Genomic DNA, 18,845 nt, shown 5'->3' on the forward strand with positions numbered 1-18,845 from the left:
TCAGTTAGAACGTGACCGCCGACGCGCCCTCCACCCCGACCGACGACATTATGTGCGCGACGTATCGCGCCCTCTGTCGGCACGGGTACGCCGATCTGACGATGCAGGACATCGCGGACGAGTGGGAGAAGAGCAAGGCCGCCCTCCACTACCACTACGACACCAAGCGCGGCCTCTTGCTCGCCTTCCTCGATCACCTCTTCGACTCCTACACCGACCGCGTCACCGATTCCGGTTCGGGCACGCCACGGGAGCGACTGCACGCCCTCGTCGCCGCCGCGCTCGACCCCCCGCGGGCGGACGCGACCCGCGAACTCCGGACCGCGCTGGTCGAGGTGAAAGCGCAGGCGCCCCACGACGACGCCTTCCGCGAGCGACTGGCGCGGTTCGACCGCTACCTCCACGAGGAGATTCGGAGCGTCGTCGGCGACGGCGTCGAGTCGGGTGCCTTCCGCACCGATATCGACCCCGACGAAACCGCGACGCTCCTCGTGACGCTCGTCAACGGCGCCCACTCCCGCCGGGTCGCCCTCGGTGACGACGCGGGTGTGCCCGCGGCGATTCGGTCGTACGTCGACGAACATCTCGTAGCGGGGGCGACGACCCGGTGATGAATCTCTCGGATATCTTCAAATCCCGCGAGGAGTTCGACCTGACCAGCGGCGACGTGGGCAAGCCCCTCTTCTATCTCTCGCTCCCCATCGTCGTCACGAATTTGCTCCAGACGGCGTACAACCTCGCCGACACCTTCTGGATCGGGCAGTACAGCACGGACGCCCTCGCGGCGATCAGTTTCGCCTTCCCGATGGTCTTTCTCATCATCTCGCTGGGGATGGGGCTCGCGGTGGCCGGCAGCATCCTCGTTGCCCAGCACACCGGCGCTGGGCAGGACGGCGAGGCGGAGTTCGCGGCCTCCCAGACCGTCGGGTTCGCGGCCGTCGCGTCCGTCCTCCTCGGCGCCGTCGCCTACGTCTTCGTCGGCGACGCACTCTCACTCCTCGGCGCCTCGCCGGACGTGTTGCCCCTCGCCACGGCGTACATGGAGATCATCTCGCTGGGCATCTTCTTCATGTTCGGCTTCTTCGTCTTCATCTCGCTCATGCGGGGGTACGGCGACACCATCACGCCGATGCTCGTCATGCTCGGCTCCGTCGCCCTCAACGTCGTCCTCGACCCCTTCCTCATCTTCGGCTGGTGGATCTTCCCGCAGTGGGGGATCGAAGGCGCGGCCATCGCCACCGTCTTCTCGCGCGGCCTCGCCCTCGCCGTCGGCCTCTGGATCATGCTCTCCGGCCGGCGCGGCGTGCGCATCCGGCCCCACGACATCGTGCCCGACCTGGAGTACGGCCGGCGACTCCTCCGCATCGGCGTGCCCGCCTCCGTCGAGGGGACGGGGCAGGCCGTCGCCATCAACCTCCTCATGTTCATCGTTGGCACCTTCAGCACCCCCGTCGTGGCGGCGTTCGGTATCGGCGTCCGGGTGTTCTCGGTCATCTTCCTCCCCGCCATCGCCGTCTCGCGGGGCGTCGAGACGATGTCGGGCCAGAACATCGGCGCCGGGAAGCCCGACCGCGCGGCGCTGACCGCCCGCGTCGCCGCCCGGACGACGTTCGTCGTCCTCGCCGTCGCCGGCGTGTTCACGTTCTTCTTCGCCGACCCCGTCGTCTCGCTGTTCACGAACGACGAGGCCGTCGTCGAGGTTGGCGCAACCTTCCTCCGCTACGTCGCTCCCTCCTTCGGCTTCATCGGCATCATGCGCTCGTACAACGGCGGATTCCGTGGGGCCGGAAAGACGCTCACCGCCGCCGCCATCGCCGTCTCGATGCTCGGCTTGATCCGGCTCCCCATCGCCTGGGTCGCCTCGGGATTCATGGGCCCGCCGGGCATCTGGCTCTCCTTCTTTATCTCAAACGTCGTCGGCGCGGTCATCGCGTACGTCTGGTTCCAGCGGGGCACCTGGCGGTCGAGCGGAACGCGTCCCCGCGTGGACGTGGCCGACGATCCGGCGACCGACTGATACGGGTTATTGTAAGTCATTACCGGTGGTTCGCCAAGAAGGTCCGGCGAACCGCCGGTACACAGTTACAATAACCCGTATGAGACGGGCGGTGCGAAACGAGAGGCACCACCCACCCCACCGCCGACAACGACTAAGTTGTCGTTCCACGTACAGCTATTCATGTCACCCAATCCATCAGCCGACCCGTCCTTCCACATCTCCGACCACACTGCCCCGTCCGCGACGGTCGTCGCGGGCTTCTCGGCGTTCGGCCTCGCCGGCCTCACCGCCGTCGACTACCTCGTCGAACATCTCGATCTGGAGGAGACGGGCCACCTCACCGCCGACGCACTCCCCTCCATCACGCCGTTCGAGTCCGGGCGGCCGCGGCACCACTCGCGATTCTTCTCCCGGCCGGACCTCGATCTGACCGTCTTCGTCAACGAACTCTTCCTGCCGGCGCCCGTCGCCGATTCCTTCGCCGAGGCGCTCCTCTCCTGGACCGACGAACACGGGGTCTCGGAGTTCGTGGTACTCTCCGGCATCCCCTACGCACACGGTCCCGACGAACACGACACGTTCTACGTCGCCTCCGACGATTACCGCGACCGCCGACTCGTCGACACCGACGTGCGGCCGATGGGCCGCGGCTTTCTCGACGGCGTCAACGGCGCGCTCATGTATCGGGGTATCGAGTCCAACCTCCGGACCGGCGTGTTCATCACCCCCGTCCACGCACAGGCCCCCGACGTGTCGGCGGCGATCCGCCTCATCGAGACCTTCGACCGGGTGTACGACCTCGGCATCGACGCCGGACCGCTGGAGGAGTTCGCCCAGACGGTCGAACAGTACTACCAGGACCTCGCCGCCCGACTCGAAACGATCGAGGAGCGCCAGACTCCCGAGGATCGGATGTACATGTAGGCGGTATCGGAGATTCTCGCCGGCACGGTCCGGCGAGAACTACGGGCAGTTACGATACCCCCTATAGCTAGAGCCACCCTTCCGAACGGAAGTACTGGAGCATGGCCGCCGCCGTGAGCGCCATCCCGACGAGGACGGCCGGGTAGCCGAAGCGCCACCCGAGTTCGGGCATGTTGTACGGTCCGCCTCCGAAGTTCATGCCGTAGACGCCGACGACGAACGTGAGCGGCAGGATGATCGTCGCGACGACGGTCAGACGTTTCATCACCTCGTTGGTCGACTGCGAGAGCGTGTTGAGGTAGATGTCGCGGGCGCCACTCGCCAGATCGCGGTACGTCTCCACGAGTTCGACGTGCTGGACGAGGTGATCGTACACGTCGCGGTAGTACTTCTCCGTCGACTCCTGCACGTGGTCGGCGTCGCCGCGAGCGAGGACGCTCACGGCGTCGCGAGTGGGCCAGACGATCCGCCGGATGGAGAGCAGTTCCCGGCGGAGGCTGTTGAGGATCTCCAAGGTCTCCGTGTCGGGGTCGTCGATGATCCGGTCCTCGACGGCCTCGATGTCGCGCCCGATCTCGTCGAGGATGGCGAAGTACTCGTCGACGATGGCGTCGAGAACGCGGTAGGCAGTGAAGTCGGCATCGCGCTGGAGGAGCCGTGGCTCCTCGCGGCGGACGCGCTCCCAGACCGTGTCGACAGCCCCCGTCTCCTCGATAGCGACCGTGACGATCCAGTCGTGGCCGAAAAACAGGCCGACGGGCTGGTCGCGTATCTCCTCCTCGAACGTCGTCTCGCCGCCGCGCAGGCGTGCCGTTTTGACGAGAACGAACGTATGCTCCGGGAACAGTTCGACCTTCGGGCTCACGTTGCCGCGCACGTCCTCTATTTCGAGGGTGTGGAGGCCGAACGCGGCGCTCAGGCGGTCGAGTTCCTCGTCGGTCACGTCGGAGGCGCGGATCCACGTCGTGCCGGTCGCGGTGCGGGCGTCGCGGAGCGACTCGGCGTCGGTGTCGTCGCGGGTTTCGACCCGGTCGCCGTCGTAGACGAGCGTGCGGATGGTCACGCGCTTGCCCCCCGATGGTCGCCGATGGCCGCGAGCGTGATGCCGACCATGAGCGCCGTGAGCGAGAACGACCGTCCCGGATAGGTGACGAGGACGCCGACGACGTAGCCACAGACGCCGACGACGGTGAGGCCGGCGCCGACGGTGAACGTCCGATCCATGCTTCGCACTCGCACGGCGACCACCAAATACTGTCCGCCGACGAACGGTGTGCTTTTGCGTCCGGCCGACGCGATGTGGCGCATGAACGATGGGGACGCGGATGCAGAGGAGGAACTGACGTACGCGGCGGCGGGCGTCGATATCGAGGAGAGCGAGGCGGCGACGGCGGCGCTCGTCGGCGCCGTCGGCGAGAGCGCAGGCGACTACGCCGGCCTCCTCGACATCGGTGATCGCTATCTGGGACTCGCCACCGACGGCGTCGGAACGAAACTCCTCGTCGCCGAGGCACTCGCCGACTACTCGACGGTCGGCATCGACTGCATCGCCATGAACGCCAATGATCTCGTCGCAGCGGGCGTCCGCCCCATCGCCTTCGTCGACTACCTCGCGGTCGACGAACCGGACGAACGCTTCGCCGAACAGATCGGTGAAGGACTGTCCGAGGGGGCCGAGCGCGCCGGGATCGAACTCGTCGGCGGCGAGACGGCCGTGATGCCCGAAGTCATCCGGGGGCTGGACCTCGCAGGCACCTGCGCCGGTCTCGCGGCGAAAGACGCGCTGTTCCCGGGGAGCGCCGAAGCCGGCGATGCGCTCGTGGGCGTGCCTTCGTCGGGCATCCACTCGAACGGCCTGACGCTGGCCCGGACAGCGGTCACGCGCGAGGGCGAGTACACCGACCCCTGTCCGTTCGGCGACTACGACACCCTCGGCGAGGCGCTGCTCGAACCGACGCGGATCTACACGGACCTCCTCGATCCGATGCGGGAACACGGCGTTCACGCCGCGGCTCACGTCACGGGCGGCGGATGGACGAACCTCGAACGGCTGGGCGACTACCGCTACGTGGTCGACGACGCGTTCGACCCGCAACCGGTGTTCGACTTCGTGCAGGAGGCCGGCAACGTCTCCGACGAGGAGATGCACCGCACGTTCAACATGGGAACGGGCTTCGTCGCGGCGCTTCCCCCGTCGGACGCCGAGTCGCTGGCCGACGCGGTCGACGGGCGAGTGATCGGCCACGTCGAAGACGGGGAAGGCGTCGCCATCCGGAGTCTGGATCTGTAAGCGAGCAGGTGTCCGCGCAGTCGTCGGGACGGGCTGGACACGCAACCGCGGACCGGCCCCGACTCGCAGTCAGGTCACGGGGACGGTGGCCGCGTCCCGGTATATGAACCTCAGGAGAGTTCCGCCGCGATGTCGGCTTCGGTGATGATACCGACGGCTTCGCCGCCGTCGGTGACGATGACGGCCTTGTAGTAGTCGAGCAGGTTACTGATCTTGTCGACGGAGTCTTCTCGCGAGACGGTCGGAAACTGTTCGCTCATGATTTCGGCGACGGCTTTCTGGCCGACGTTCTCGCCCGCACGACGGATGTCGCTGAAACTGATCGAGCCGACGGGAAGCCCGTTCTGCAGGACGGGCAGTTGCGAGAACGCCGCTTCCTCCATCCGGCGTTCGGCGTCGGCCACGGAATCGTCGGGCGCGACGCTGACCAGCGTCTCGTTCATCAGGTCCTCCGCGCGCACGACACCGCCTTCCGCCTCGTCGAGCGCCGAGACGATGCGGCGGAGCGTCGAGAGCCGTGGGTCGACGTCCCCGCCTTCGATCCGCGCGATCAACGGCTGGGAGACGCCTGCCATCTCCGCGAGCGCGCTCTGGGTCAGATCCAGCGAGGTTCGCCGCTCCCGCAGATCCTGCGGCGTGGGTAGTTCCATACCCGCTAATTACTAGAAGTTATTAAAATTACTTTCGACCCGTTCGGGGACGAGGAAGTGCGATCTGGCCCCAAGACTTATGTAAAATCTGACGGGAATTCCGTGCCGTATGCCCGAGTGCCAGAACTGTGGTGCGTTCGTCACCCGTGACTACGCCCGGGTGTTCACCCCCGACGGCGTGGACGAACCTCGTGTGTGTCCTCGCTGTGAAGATATGGTCCGCGACGGCGCGGACGTCCGTACGGCTCGCTCTCCGCGAAATTCGTAGTGGAAGGGGCGGGATTCGAACCACGCGAAGCCGTGTGTCGACCGGAGTCCGGTCGACTTCCTCGCTGACCGTCGGCCGGTGCCGACGGCCGGCGAGGACGCTCTACCACTGAGCCACCCTTCCACTGGATAGTATGCCAACGAGTCACTAATACGCACGGGTCCAGGCGCGAGTATCGGACATCACGAGGGACGCTCGCCGGGCCATGCCAGCGACCATCTATCGGAAGTTACGACACCCATGCTAGTCTCCCGACGGCAGGGCGAGTGTCACGACGCTCCCGCGTGGCTCGTTCGCTTCGAACGTGACTTCGCCGCCGGACATCGTCGCGATCCAGTACACCAGCCAGAGTCCTAGCCCGCTTCCGTGTTCCAACGGCGTTTCCGTGCCCTTCCGCAACACCTCGCGTTCGGTTTCCGGGATTCCCGGTCCGTTGTCGGCGACGCGGATGTGGACGTAGGGAGCCGCCCCGTCCGTCGCTTCGGCAGTGATCCGAACAGACGGCCGTTCGGCGTCGTTGTGTTTGATGGCGTTGTCGAGCAGATTCCCGACGGCCGCCGTGAGGTGCTTGGCCCAAGGGACGGTCACTGTCACACCCGGACTGATGGCCGATTCGATGCGCACGTCCGGATGCTCCTCTCGGGCACGCTCGATCAGGGGAGTCACGTGCGCGTCGACGGCGACGGATCGCACGTCGTGACCGCTATCCTCGGCAGTCTCCACCAGTAGCCGGGCCTGTTCACCCAACTGGGTCAATCCCGCCGCCGTCTCGGCGATACGCTCCCCGGCCGCCGCAATCTCCGGATCGTCGCTTTCGGTCACTTCGTCCGCCCAGCCGCTGATGACGTTCATCCGGTTGCGGAGGTTGTGACGCAACACCCGGTTGACGACTTTCAGCCGCTGTTGGTACAGGTGTCGGTCCGTCACGTCATGGAACCGGAGGACGTATCCCACGACCCGTCCGTGGCCGTCCGACAGTTCCGAGCAGGTCAGATCGTACGTTCGTTGCGTGTGTTCGACCACCGCCGTCAGCGTTCGTCCCTCGAACGTGTCGGGGTCGAAGTCGGCCAGTTCGGGGACGGGTGCCCGAATCGGTCGTCCCGTCACCGAGCCACCGAGGATGCGCTCCGCGGCCGGATTCGCCGTCACGACGCGTTCATCCTCGTCGAGAACGACGAACCCGTCGTCGGCGTCGGCGATGATTCGTTTGTGTGCGACGGGAACGCGTTCGAGCAGGTCGAACCGAAACAGCGCCAGTACGAAGAAGGGACCAGTGACCATGAACGCGAAGGGCGTGTAGTCGAGTGGCGGAAAGAAGGCCGGTTCGATACCCAGCGAGAACGCGCCGTTCGCCACGAGCGGCGGGACGGCCCCGAGAACGAGCAGGCCGGCCTGTGTCCGATACAGCGTCGACCGAACGGCGGCGAGCGCCAGCAGGCCGAACCCGATGGGCGTTACGACGTACGCGTACCCGAGGTGGAGGAGGTACATCGGCCCGAACGTGAACTCGAGTGCGTGGAGAGAACCGTAGGTGACGAGCGCCGTGTCCGTCCAGATGAGTCCGTGTGACGGATTCGTGAGCGTCAACAGGCCGAACACGAGCGGATCGATAATCATGATCGCACGGACCGGTCGGGTGAGCCACGTCTCGTGGTTCGTGTACTGGACGGCGAACAGAAACCAGAGCGTTGGGACGAGCCCACCGATGGCGAGGGCGGCGCGCTGCCAGACGAGCTGGGCATCGAGCGTCGTGAATCCCAGTCCAATCGCGTAGAGGAGGATCCACCCACCGATCGTCGAGATGAGAGCGAGAAACGCCTTCGACACCGGCTCGCTCCGGTACTGCCAGCCGGCCAGCACGATCAGGAAAAACAGGACGGCTGCCGAAACGCCGACGACCGTGTACAGCGTCGGGTCCCAAGCCACGCTGGTGGATGGGCGAAGCCGAGATAAAAATACTCCGGCAGAGTCGGCCTACTGGAAGCCGATCCGGCCACCGCTGCCGCGACCGGCGAAGCTCTCGCCACCGCCGCCTTTGAACTGCTCTTCGATCTGTTCGTAGTAGTCCATGATGTCGTCGGTGATGGTGGGTCGAACGTTCTCCATCGCCTGCCGGAAGTGCCGCATCTCGACTTCTTCGGCCGCGTCGTCCTCGCGCAGGGCGACCATCGCCGCCTCCCGGGCGATGCTCTCCAGATCGGAGCCGACGTAGCCGTCCGTGATCTCGGCGATTTCGCGCAGGCTCACGTCGGGTGCGAGCGGCGAGTTCTGCGTGTGAATCTTCAGGATCTGCTCGCGGCCCTCCTGTTCGGGTTCGCCGATGAACACGAGGCGGTCGAACCGGCCCGAACGGATGAGTGCGGGGTCGATCATGTCGGGGCGGTTGGTCGCCCCGATGACCATGACGTTGCCCATCTCCTCCAGCCCGTCGAGTTCGGTCAGAAGCTGATTGACCACGCGCTCGGAGACGTTGTTGCCCACCTCGTTCCCGCGCGACGGCGCGAGGGAGTCGAGTTCGTCGAAGAAGATGACCGTCGGCGCCACCTGCCGGGCCTTCCGGAAGGTCTGCCGGATCGCCTTCTCCGACTCGCCGACCCACTTCGACAGCAACTGCGGGCCGCGCACGCTGATGAAGTTGGCGTTGGTCTCGTTGGCGACCGCTTTCGCCATCAGCGTCTTGCCCGTCCCCGGCGGACCGTACAGCAGGACACCCTTCGGGGGTTCGATCCCCATACGGTCGAACTTCTCGGGAGAGGAGAGCGGCCACTCGACCGCCTCCTTCACGTTCTGTTTGGGGTCTTCCAACCCACCCACGTCGTCCCACGTGATCTTCGGGAGTTCGACCAGCACCTCCCGCATCGCGGAGGGTTCGACCTCGCCCAGCGCGCCGCCGAAGTCGTCGCGCTTGACGATCATGCGGTCGATGAGGCTCGGCGGGATGTCCTCCTCGTCGAGGTCGATTTCGGGGAGGTAGCGGCGGAGTGCCTTCATCGCCGCCTCCTTCGTCAGGCTCTCGATGTCGGCGCCGACGAAGCCGTGGGTCTCGTCCGCGAGGTGATCGAGGCTCACGTCGTCCGAGAGCGGCATCCCGCGGGTGTGAATCTGGAGGATCTCTTTGCGACCCTCCTCGTCGGGCACGCCGATCTCGATCTCGCGGTCGAACCGGCCCGGTCGACGGAGCGCGGGGTCGACGGAGTCGACACGGTTCGTGGCCGCGATGACGATGACCTGGCCACGGGTTTCGAGGCCGTCCATCATCGTCAGCAACTGCGCGACGACCCGGCGTTCGACCTCGCCGGTCACGTCCTCGCGCTTGGGCGCGATGGAGTCGAGTTCGTCGATGAAGATGATCGACGGCGACTCGTCTTTGGCGTCCTCGAAGATTTCGCGCAACTGCTGTTCGGACTCGCCGTAGTACTTGGAGATGATCTCGGGGCCCGCGATAGAGAAGAAACTCGCGGAAGTCTCGTTGGCGACGGCCTTGGCTAGCAGGGTCTTCCCGGTCCCCGGCGGGCCGTGCAGGAGGACGCCCTGCGGGGGTTCGATTCCCAGTTTCTTGAAGATCTGCGGGTGCTTCATCGGGAGTTCGACCATCTCCCGGACCCGCTGGATCTCGTTTTGCAGGCCACCGATATCCTCGTACGTGATGCCGCCTCCGGTCTTCTCGAAGCCGGAAATCGGCTCCTCACGAAGTTCGACCTCGGTGTCCTCCGTCACGAGACAGACGCCGTCGGGTTCGGTTTCGACGGCGATGAGCGGGATGGCCTGCCCCGGCGACCGCATGAACGGGTGGTTCGTACTGCTCATTACGGGAACGATGTCGCGTTCGACCACCGGCCGCTTCAGGATCTGGCGTTTCACCATGCCGGCGGCGTCGGAGCCGAACTGGACGCTCGCCTCCTCCGGCGGCGCGAGGACGAGTTTCTCGGCTTTCGTCGCCTCCGCCTTCCGGATAGTGACGCGTTCGCCGATGCCCACGTCGGCGTTCTGCCGCGTGAACCCGTCGATCCGAACCGTGTCGGTGTTCCAGTCCTGTCGGTCGGCACGCCACACCTTCGCCGCCGTTCGGTCGGCCCCCTCGATTTCGATGATGTCACCTGGCGACAGCTTCAGGTGAAGCAACGTGTCGGGGTCCAGTCGGGCGATGCCGCGTCCCGAGTCGTTCGGGTACGCTTTCGCCACTTCGAGTTGCACTTCGTTCATGATATACCCGCGAGGATGGTCGTGTTTCGGCGGTGGCGCGGGATAAGTTTGTTGTTACCCGGAACCACGTGCCGGCGGGTCGGCTCGGGCCATGTCATACGATAGCATATGAGTGGGGTGTACAAACCCCTACCGATCCGCCGGTGGGCTGTGAGTCCGGCGCGGTCGACGGGTCCACCGGGGCAGTCGCAAACCGTTTGGCCGTCGGGTGCGAGCGACCCGTATGAAGACGCTCGCGTTCGACGGCCGCATGGGAGCGAGCGGCGACATGCTCTGTGCGGCGTTGCTCGCCGCCGGCGCCGATCCGGCCGTCCTCGCCCCCGTCGAAGACGCCCTCGACGTACACTATGCCGTCGGGTCGACGACGAAGGCCGGTATCGCGGCGACGACCGTCGACGTGGTGATCGACGGCGACACGTCTGCCGAAGCGGACAGTCACGACCACTCGCACGATCACTCGCACGACCACGACGACGGACACAGTCACGACCACTCACACGATCACGGCCACACCCACGCCGAAGGCCACGGTCCCAACCGAACCTACGCCGAGGTCGTCGCCCTCGTCGAGGACCTAGATCTCCCGCCGGCCGTCGAACGCGACGCGCTCGCCGTCTTCCGTCGTCTCGGCGAGGCAGAGGCGTCGGTCCACGGCACCGACCTCGACGACACCCACTTCCACGAGGTCGGCGCCGACGACGCCATCGCGGACGTGGTGGGTGCCGTTCTCCTCCTCGACGACCTCGCAGTCGAACGGGTGGTGACGACGCCCATCTCGGCCGGCGGCGGCACGGTCGAGATGAGCCACGGCACCTACCCCGTCCCCGCGCCCGCGGTGGCCGAAATCGCGGCCGGTGCCGACTGGTCGCTCCGCGGCGGCCCCGTCGACCGCGAACTTCTCACTCCCACAGGCGCGGCCCTCCTCGCGGAACTCGCCGACGGCGTCGATGCGCTCCCGCCGCTCGACGTGGACGCCGTCGGCTACGGCGCCGGCGACGCCGACGTACCCGATCACCCCAACGTCCTCCGAGCGCTCGTCGGCGACGGCGACGGCGGCCTGCGCCGGGAGTCCATCTCGGTATTGGAAACCAACGTCGACGACGTGAGCCCCGAAGTGCTCGGCAGTCTGCAGGAGACGCTCGCCGAGGCGGGCGCGCGCGACGTGTCTATCGTCCCGACGACGATGAAGAAGTCTCGGCCGGGCCACCTGATCAAGGTGGTCGTCGACCCCGCCGACGCCCACGCCGTCGCTCGCCGCCTCGCGGAGGAGACGGGGACGCTCGGCGTGCGCGAGGGGAGTGCCGGCCACCGCTGGATCGCCGAGCGAGCCTTCGAGACGGCGACGCTCGAACTCGACGGCGAGTCCCACGAGGTGCGGGTGAAGATCGGCGCCGACACCGATGGCCGGGTCTACGACGTGAGCGCCGAGTACGACGACGCGCTGGCGGTCGCTCGGGAGACCGACCTGTCGGTGCGCGAGGTGCTGCGGCGGGCGGAGGCGAGGGTCGCGGAGTCGGCGTCGTCGCCGGAGTAAGCGTTTCGCGTGTCGGCGCCGACACCCATCCATGGACCGTGAACACGTCTCGTCCGGTACCGAGTGGGAATCGACCGTCGGCTACTCCCGCGCCGTTCGCACTGGCGACGAGATCCACGTCTCCGGAACCACCGCGACGGACGAGGACGGGGCGGTCGTCGCACCCGGCGACCCCTACGCCCAGACCGTGCGGGCCATCGAGAACGTCGCGGACGCGCTGGCGGCACTCGACGCGTCGCTGTCGGACGTGGTGCGAACCCGTCTGTTCGTCACCGACATCGACGACTGGGAGGAGATCGGGCGTGCCCACGGCGAGTTCTTCGACACCGTACGTCCGGCGACGACGATGGTGCAGGTCGAGCGGTTGATCGATCCCGCGATGCTCGTGGAGGTGGAGGCAATTGCCCGCCTCTAATCTCGGTGTTCGTCCAGCGCTTCCTCGACAGTGAGGTCGCCGGCGGCGACCCGGCGTGCGAGGGCGTCGTCGATGGTCCGGTCGTCGGTCGACACCTCCCGGGAGCGATCCTTGATCCGCTGGAGTTCGCCGGCCGTCGGGTCGATTTCGCGGGAGTCGACGGCCTCGCCCTCCAGTCGCGCGATGTTGACCGCGGCGAGTACGTCGCCCATGCCCCGCGCTCCGGTTCCGAGGTAGGGCGTCGTCCCCGTCTCGTCGACGAGTTCGACCGTCACGTCGTCGAGGTCGTTGACGAGGCGAGCGCCCTGCAGGCGGGCGCCGTCGCCGACGCGGACGAGGGGGTCGACGGCGTCCTCGACTTCCCGGCGGATGGTGTCGACGGCGTCGCCGAGGGGCACCTGAAACGCGGCGACGACCGTCTCGCCGGAGAGGACGGCGATGCCAGGGCGGGTGCCGGGGTCGACGCCGACGACGGTCCGTCCCTCGCCGCCACGGAGGAGCGCGAGGGCTTCGTCGACGGCGCGCCGGGCGTCGGCGGCCGTCGCGGTGACGCGTTCCACGTCCGCGTCCGTCGGTGCCGGGTCGTCGGGGGCGGCGACGACCACCGACGCCCCCTCGGGCAGGTCGTCGCCCGGTTGGACCGTCGTGAACGTCACCCCGCGGTCCCGGAGCAGGTCGACGACCTCGTGGTACAGCTCGAAATCGGCGGTGGCGACGACGATCACGGCGGCCCTTCGCCGTCGGCGAGGTAAAACGTGTCGCGCGGGCGAGGAGGGTGTGGCCACCCACCCCGCAGTGTCGAGGCTTTATGACCCACAGCGACCGAGAGAACCTGTGTCCGAGCCAGTACCTACCGGCTGCCCGCCCCTCGACGACCTGCTGGGTGGAGGATTCGAGCGCGGCACCGTCACGCAGGTGTACGGCCCGCCCGCCGCCGGCAAGACGAACCTCGCGCTCTCGGCGGCCGTGCAGGTGGCCGTGAGCGGGGGAACGGCAGTCTACATCGACACGGAAGGGCTCTCGGTGGATCGCTTCCAGCAGCTCGCGGCGGCCGAGGCGGACGACGAGGGCCTCGACGCCGTCACCTCCCGTATTGTCGTCAGCGAAGCCCACGACTTCGCGGAACAGGAGGAGGCGGTGCGCGATGCCGCCGACTTCGCGCCGCGCGCCGAGTTGATCGTCCTCGACAGCGCGACGGGATTCTATCGCCTCGAACGCCACGACGACGACGAGGGCGAGACGTTACGTCGCGTGGGGCGGCAGGTGACGCACCTGCTCTCGCTCGCGCGAAAACACGACCTCGCGGCGGTCGTCACGAATCAGGTGTTCACCGACCCCGAGGGCGACCGGTCGCGAGCGCTCGGCGGCCACACGCTCGATCACTGGACGGGGACGGTGGTGCGGTTGGATCGGTTCCGTGGCGGCAATCGACGGGCGACGCTGGAGAAGCATCGGTCGAAGCCCGCCGGCGAGACGGCGACGTTCCGCATCACCGGCGAGGGACTGGCCGCAGGTGAGGAGACGTTATAGTTCGCCGAGCTTCCGGAGGAGCTGCCCGCGGTACTGCTCGTCGGCGATGAGACCTTTCAGTTCGAGGACGTTGCGTTCGAGCGTGTCGGCGGCGACGTGGAAGGCGTGATCGGCGCCGTAGCCCTCGCCGGAGCCGGCGACCTGCCCCCGATTCGTCCGCAGGCGGATCTGACACTGGATCAGCGGCGTCCCGCGGAGTTTCTCCTTGTGTTCGTGGAAGCGAACGTGGGCGTGGTGGACCTGCATCTCCTGGTACTTGTCCGCGACGTTGGTGATCTCCTCGACGATCTCCTCGCGGCTGATCGTGTCGAGGAGCGCGACGTTGGTGATCTGCACGTCCATCTGACCCTCCTCGGTGAAGGTGAGGGCGCGGAGCACGTCGGTCTTGGTGAGGACGCCACCGACGGTGTCGCCGTCCGACGTGACGACGAGACCGGAGATGTCGTTGTCGAGCATCGTCCGGACGGCCGCTTCGACGGTTTCGTCGGCCGTCGTCGTCAGGACGGGATTCGTCATGAGGTCGTAGACAGGGAGATCGAGCATCCGGTCGATGTCGCCGCGGCGGTCGCCCCGACCCTGACGGTCGGTTTTGCGGACGACGAAGTCGACGATGTCGTGCGTGGTGAGGACGCCGGTGAGCGAGCCGTCGTCGTCGTCGACGACGGGGAGCCGAGAGACGCCGTGTTCGCGTAGCCGGTTGATCGCCTGCCCGACGTGGGCCTTCTCGCCGATGGTGACGACGTCCTCGGTCTGGATCTGTTCGACCGTCAGCGCGTCGAGACTGTCGAGCACCGCATCGAGGATAGCGTCGGCCGTGATGATCCCCCAGAGGTTGTCGCCTTCGTAGACGGGCGCGACCTTGGTGTTGCCCTCGACGAGGACGCGGGCCACTTCACGCACGTCCTCCGTGCGGTCGACCCGCGGAGCGGACTTCATCAGCACGCCGGCCTTGGTGTCGTCCTCGATCTGCGAACGAACGAGGTCGCGTTCCCCGATCACGCCAGCGTACTCGCCGTCACGCGTGACGATGAGGCCCTTGGGGTTCTCGCGGTCGAAGATCGAGCGGACCTTGCCCAACCGCTCGTCCGCGTCGACTTCGATGTACTCGGAGGTCGCAATCTCGGAAATATCCATAGCTACACGTGGTGCATGCGGTGGCTTGAAAGTTGTTTCTTCCCGCCGTCTGGCATGTGACACGGTGCCGCTACACCCGGTAACGTTTGCACCGAGGTCCACCCTTTTGGTTCGAAACGGCCAGAGGACCGTGGTGACCCGCTCGAACGTCCCCATCGTCGCCAACCGGTGGTTACTCCGGCGTGTCGCCCGTCCTGTGGTCACGCTGGTGGGCGTCGTCGTCGCCGGCATCGCTGGCTTCGTCGCCATCGGCGGCGTCAGCCTCGTCGACGCGGCGTTCTGGCTGCTCGATCCGTCGAGCATCGAACTCTACTATCAGTCTGCGTCGGGACCGGTCGACCGCGTCAAGACGTTCGCCATCGTCGTGCGCGTGGCGCTCGTCAGCGCACTCATCTGGACGGGCGAGACGGCGCTGACGGCAGCGTTCGGCGGGCAGATCCAGGAGGAACTCAGACGCGTGAAAAATCAGCGAGAACGGGCGTCGGTCAGCGAGCACACTATCATCTGCGGCTACGGCATGTTCGGCCGGACGGTCGCCGAGCGGTCGCGCGAACGTGGCCGCGCCGTCGTCGTGATCGAACACGAACCGGCACAGTACGAACGCGTTCTCGACGCCGATCTGTTGGGAGTGGAAGGTGACGCCCGGCGCGAGGGTATCCTTCGGGACGCAGGAATCGAGCGAGCGGACACGCTCGTCGCTGCCATCGACGACTCGAACGTGAACATCCAGATCGCACTCCTCGCGACGCAACTGGCGCCGGATCTGACCGTCGTCGTCCGCGTCGGCGACGAGACCTACGAATCCGTCGCCCGCCACGCCGGCGCCGACGACGTGATCATCCCCGAAGTCGCCGGTGGCGAACGCGTCTCGGAACGGTGGTGAGCGGCCTCACGACGGGTATCCGATTACAACGCGTTGTATTTGCAGAGTAACATATAAGTGCGCTATTCACGCCACTTCGGGCGTGTCACGCACATACTTACACGTCGGTCGAACGTTCGAAGGCGATGCGGCGAACGATAACTGGACTCCGCGACGCTCGACAGCCGATACTCCGCCACCGAACGGGTCGCTACGAGGCCGCCGATCCGGCGGGACCCCGAGTGATATCGGCCCCCATAGTATCTCCGGCGGAGGGGCTTGATGGGCACGCCACTGACCGATGGAGCGATCCGCTTAGACGAGATTTCGCTCCTCCACGTCGACGACGACCCGTCATTCGCGGATCTCGCGTCCACCTTTCTGGAGCGAGAGGACGGACGACTCAGCGTCGAGACGGCCGGGAGCGTAGCGGTGGGGCTGGAGCGAGTGGCCGAGGGGGGCGTCGACTGCATCGTCTCGAACTACGACATGCCAGGACAGAGCGGCATCGAGTTCCTCGAAACCGTCCGCGAGGACCACCCCAATTTACCGTTCATCGTGTTCACCGGGAAGGGGAGCGAGACGGTCGCGAGCGAGGCGTTCTCGGCGGGCGCCACGGACTACCTCCAGAAAGAGCGCGGGACCGACCAGTACACCCTGCTCGCGAACAAGGTGACGAACTACGTCGAGAAGTACCGCACCGAACGCGAGATGCGGCGTCGGGCACGGGCGATGGAGGCGGCGAACGAGGGGATCGCCCTCCTCGACGAGGACGGTCGCTACGTCTCGGTCAACGAGGCGTACGCCGACATCTGCCGGACGACGCCGGAGGAGATAGCCGGCACCCACTGGACCAGCACGTTGCCGGACGACGAGGCCGAGCGGTTGCGAGCCGAGGCGTTTCCGGAACTGGCCGAAGGGTCGTCGTGGACTGGCGAGGCGACCGGGGTGCGTGCCGACGGGAGCACCTACTCGAAACGTATCTCGCTCGCGGCACTCGACGGCGAGGGACACGTGTGCGTCGTCCGCGATATCACGGAGCGCAGACGGCGGGAACGCGAACGCCGCCGCTACGAACACATGGTGAACTCCATGCGCGAATCGGTCTGTGTCTACGACGAGGAGGGGCGGTTCGAACTCGTCAACGATTATCTGGCCGAGTTCTACGGCACGACGAAAGCCGACCTCGAAGGTGAGCGAAGCACGCTCATCCAGCGGCTCCGAGAGGAGGCCGACAGCGACCCGTTCCAAGCGCTGCTCGACGGGGAACGAGACGAGATCCGGGGCGAAATCGGTGGCGAGTTCCCCGGACACGGGCACACACTGTTGGATTACCGACTCACGCCGCTAACGGTCGGCGGATCGGTCGAAGGGGCTGTGGGCGTCGCGCGCGCCGTCACCGACCGCAAACAGCGCCAGCAGCAACTCCGTCGGTACGAGCGGATCGTCGAAGCCTCGGGCGACCCGGTCTACAGGCTCGACACCGACGGCCGCTTCACCTTCGTGAACGACCGCCTCGCCGACCGGACGGGCTACGATCGGGCCGACCTCGAAGGCGAACACGTCTCGATGCTGATGAACGAGGCGGACATCGAGCGGGGCCGCCGGCTGATCCGGTCGTTGCTGACCGGCGACGACGACCGAGGCACCTTCGAGATGGACATCGTCACGGCCGACGGCGAGACCATCACCTGCGAGAGCCACGTCGCCCTCGTCGTCACCGACGGCGAGTTCGAGGGCACCGTCGGCATCATCCGTGACATCACCGAACGCAAGCGACGTGCGAAGGAACTCGAACGGAAGAACGACCGGCTGGAGCGGTTCACCAGCCTCGTCAGCCACGACCTCCGCAACCCGCTGAACGTCGCGCAGGGACGCCTCGAACTGGCGCGCACGGGCGACGACCCGGACGCCAACCTCGACGACGCCGCCCACGCGCTGGGCCGGTGTCAGCGTCTCGTCGGCGACCTCCTGTCGCTCGCGCGCGAGGGGGATCGGATCGACGACCCGGACGCCGTCACGCTCCGCACCGCCGTCGAGAACTGCTGGCGACACGTCGAAACGGGCGAGGCGACGCTTGCAGTCGAGACCGAATCGACGGTCGTCGCCGACCGGAGCCGACTCCAGCAGTTGCTGGAGAATCTCGTGCGGAACTCCGTGGAGCACGGCCCCACGGGCACTCAGTCACAGGCTCCCGAGGACGCTGTCGAACACGGGTCGACAGACACCCAGACGCAGTCCGGTGACGCCGTAATGATCACCGTCGGCGACCTGCCCGACGGCTTCTACGTCGCGGACGACGGCCCCGGAATTCCGGACGCCGACCGCGGCCGCGTGTTCGACTCGGACTACTCCACGAGCGACGAGGGGACGGGGTTCGGACTCAGCATCGTTCGGGAGATCGCGGAGGGACACGGCTGGAGCGTCGCCGTCGACGAGAGCGACGACGGCGGCACACGCATCGAATTCACCGGCGTCGACGCGGCATAACACCCGGTACATCTCCTGACCGCACGCGTGGCCACACCCGTTCGGTGAGGTTAGTCAAGAATCCATAACGTTTTTTGATTATCGTTGTCTGTATGGATCCGATGCGCTACTCCGAGACTCACCAGTTGTTCGATCAGGCGTGTAGCTTCCCCGTCGAACACGAGATGGTCGTCGAGCAGGTGGGTGACGTGACGCTGACGACGCCGGCCGGAGACTCCTTCACCGTCCAGGAGATTCTGACGGTGACCGACGAAACCAGCTACCGGTCCGTCGACGCCCTCTACACCACCCTACTCCGGAATCTCGACGAAGCGTTCATCGGCTCCAAATACTACGACGACCGATCCGGCCCCGCTCCCGGGGAAGAGCAAGTGCGAGGGGAAGCCGACGCGTTCTGATCGTCTCCTGTTTCGACGGCTATACCAATACGGTTAATTCGAAATGAGCAAAAGCCGGAACTGGGCGTTGACGCCCGGAGACCGGACAATCGCCTCTTCCCCCACACGAGGCACCCCCCCTTTCGGCGCATTCACCCCTTTCAGAGTA

The 18,845-nt window shown here is 66.5% G+C and carries 18 protein-coding genes and 1 tRNA gene; 11 read left to right on the plus strand and 8 right to left on the minus strand.

Going from position 1 to position 18,845, the window contains the following annotated elements; translation table 11 throughout:
- Nucleotides 1-11 precede the first annotated feature (11 nt).
- The 3 genes from DU502_RS12945 to DU502_RS12955 all read left to right on the plus strand — a co-directional run bounded on the left by DU502_RS12945 (nt 12) and on the right by DU502_RS12955 (nt 2,923).
- Nucleotides 12-611, plus strand: coding sequence for a TetR/AcrR family transcriptional regulator (locus tag DU502_RS12945; RefSeq protein ID WP_241966800.1), 600 nt, complete (start codon nt 12-14; stop codon nt 609-611).
- Nucleotides 611-2,017 carry an MATE family efflux transporter gene (locus tag DU502_RS12950; protein ID WP_121920423.1) on the plus strand — a complete coding sequence of 469 codons (1,407 nt, stop codon included), beginning with the start codon at nt 611-613 and terminating at the stop codon, nt 2,015-2,017. The genes DU502_RS12945 and DU502_RS12950 overlap by 1 nt, the downstream gene beginning before the upstream one ends.
- A gap of 162 nt (nt 2,018-2,179) precedes the next feature.
- A complete protein-coding gene (locus DU502_RS12955) occupies nt 2,180-2,923 on the plus strand; it encodes a proteasome assembly chaperone family protein (protein ID WP_121920422.1) in 744 nt (247 codons plus the stop codon).
- Nucleotides 2,924-2,990: 67 nt separating this feature from the next.
- Here the strand turns inward: DU502_RS12955 and corA are convergent, their stop codons facing one another.
- Nucleotides 2,991-3,986, minus strand: coding sequence for a magnesium/cobalt transporter CorA (corA, locus tag DU502_RS12960; RefSeq protein ID WP_394338927.1), 996 nt, complete (start codon nt 3,984-3,986; stop codon nt 2,991-2,993).
- Nucleotides 3,983-4,147, minus strand: coding sequence for a hypothetical protein (locus DU502_RS18355; protein ID WP_166033680.1), 165 nt, complete (start codon nt 4,145-4,147; stop codon nt 3,983-3,985). Before DU502_RS18355 ends, corA begins: the two co-directional genes overlap by 4 nt.
- Nucleotides 4,148-4,229: 82 nt before the next feature.
- Here DU502_RS18355 and purM point away from each other — a divergent pair, with 82 nt between their 5' ends.
- Nucleotides 4,230-5,213: a phosphoribosylformylglycinamidine cyclo-ligase gene (gene purM / locus DU502_RS12965; protein ID WP_121920421.1), complete on the plus strand. Its 984-nt coding sequence runs from the start codon at nt 4,230-4,232 to the stop codon at nt 5,211-5,213.
- Nucleotides 5,214-5,323: 110 nt separating this feature from the next.
- Here the strand turns inward: purM and DU502_RS12970 are convergent, their stop codons facing one another.
- The gene (locus tag DU502_RS12970) at nt 5,324-5,863 is read right to left on the minus strand and encodes a CBS domain-containing protein (RefSeq protein ID WP_121920420.1); all 540 of its coding nucleotides are present in this window, start codon (nt 5,861-5,863) and stop codon (nt 5,324-5,326) included.
- 109 nt (nt 5,864-5,972) lie between these two features.
- Here DU502_RS12970 and DU502_RS19215 point away from each other — a divergent pair, with 109 nt between their 5' ends.
- Nucleotides 5,973-6,131, plus strand: a complete 159-nt coding sequence (locus DU502_RS19215) for a DUF7563 family protein (protein WP_449271734.1) — start codon at nt 5,973-5,975, stop codon at nt 6,129-6,131.
- Here the strand turns inward: DU502_RS19215 and DU502_RS12975 are convergent.
- From DU502_RS12975 to DU502_RS12985, 3 genes are all read right to left on the minus strand, one after another.
- A tRNA-OTHER gene (locus tag DU502_RS12975) sits at nt 6,132-6,254 on the minus strand.
- A gap of 120 nt (nt 6,255-6,374) precedes the next feature.
- A complete protein-coding gene (locus DU502_RS12980; RefSeq protein ID WP_121920419.1) occupies nt 6,375-8,057 on the minus strand; it encodes a sensor histidine kinase in 1,683 nt (560 codons plus the stop codon).
- A 48-nt stretch (nt 8,058-8,105) separates the two neighbouring features.
- Complete coding sequence (locus DU502_RS12985; protein WP_121920418.1) at nt 8,106-10,334, minus strand: CDC48 family AAA ATPase; 2,229 nt, start codon at nt 10,332-10,334, stop codon at nt 8,106-8,108.
- Nucleotides 10,335-10,557: 223 nt separating this feature from the next.
- Here DU502_RS12985 and larC point away from each other — a divergent pair, with 223 nt between their 5' ends.
- Both larC and DU502_RS12995 read left to right on the plus strand, forming a co-directional pair.
- Nucleotides 10,558-11,868, plus strand: coding sequence for a nickel pincer cofactor biosynthesis protein LarC (gene larC, locus DU502_RS12990; protein WP_121920417.1), 1,311 nt, complete (start codon nt 10,558-10,560; stop codon nt 11,866-11,868).
- Between the two features lie 31 nt (nt 11,869-11,899).
- Nucleotides 11,900-12,283 carry a RidA family protein gene (locus DU502_RS12995; RefSeq protein ID WP_121920416.1) on the plus strand — a complete coding sequence of 128 codons (384 nt, stop codon included), beginning with the start codon at nt 11,900-11,902 and terminating at the stop codon, nt 12,281-12,283.
- Here DU502_RS12995 and DU502_RS13000 read toward each other — a convergent pair.
- Nucleotides 12,280-13,008 carry a hypothetical protein gene (locus DU502_RS13000; protein WP_121920415.1) on the minus strand — a complete coding sequence of 243 codons (729 nt, stop codon included), beginning with the start codon at nt 13,006-13,008 and terminating at the stop codon, nt 12,280-12,282. The two genes, DU502_RS12995 and DU502_RS13000, sit on opposite strands and share 4 nt — an antisense overlap.
- Nucleotides 13,009-13,117: 109 nt before the next feature.
- Here DU502_RS13000 and radB point away from each other — a divergent pair, with 109 nt between their 5' ends.
- A complete protein-coding gene (gene radB, locus DU502_RS13005) occupies nt 13,118-13,813 on the plus strand; it encodes a DNA repair and recombination protein RadB (protein WP_121920414.1) in 696 nt (231 codons plus the stop codon).
- On the opposite strand, the gene DU502_RS13010 is transcribed toward radB, so the two are convergent.
- Entirely contained in the window at nt 13,808-14,947 is a 1,140-nt protein-coding gene (locus DU502_RS13010; RefSeq protein ID WP_121920413.1) for a CBS domain-containing protein, read from the minus strand. The two genes, radB and DU502_RS13010, sit on opposite strands and share 6 nt — an antisense overlap.
- Nucleotides 14,948-15,080: 133 nt before the next feature.
- On the opposite strand from DU502_RS13010, the gene DU502_RS13015 reads away from it, so the two are divergent.
- The 3 genes from DU502_RS13015 to DU502_RS13025 all read left to right on the plus strand — a co-directional run bounded on the left by DU502_RS13015 (nt 15,081) and on the right by DU502_RS13025 (nt 18,697).
- Nucleotides 15,081-15,830: a potassium channel family protein gene (locus tag DU502_RS13015; RefSeq protein WP_241966799.1), complete on the plus strand. Its 750-nt coding sequence runs from the start codon at nt 15,081-15,083 to the stop codon at nt 15,828-15,830.
- A 261-nt stretch (nt 15,831-16,091) separates the two neighbouring features.
- Entirely contained in the window at nt 16,092-18,299 is a 2,208-nt protein-coding gene (locus DU502_RS13020) for a PAS domain S-box protein (RefSeq protein ID WP_121920411.1), read from the plus strand.
- 101 nt (nt 18,300-18,400) lie between these two features.
- Entirely contained in the window at nt 18,401-18,697 is a 297-nt protein-coding gene (locus tag DU502_RS13025) for a DUF5789 family protein (protein ID WP_121920410.1), read from the plus strand.
- Nucleotides 18,698-18,845: the final 148 nt, after the last annotated feature.

Origin of the sequence: Haloplanus aerogenes (genome assembly GCF_003856835.1) — an archaeon.
GTDB lineage: Archaea > Halobacteriota > Halobacteria > Halobacteriales > Haloferacaceae > Haloplanus > Haloplanus aerogenes.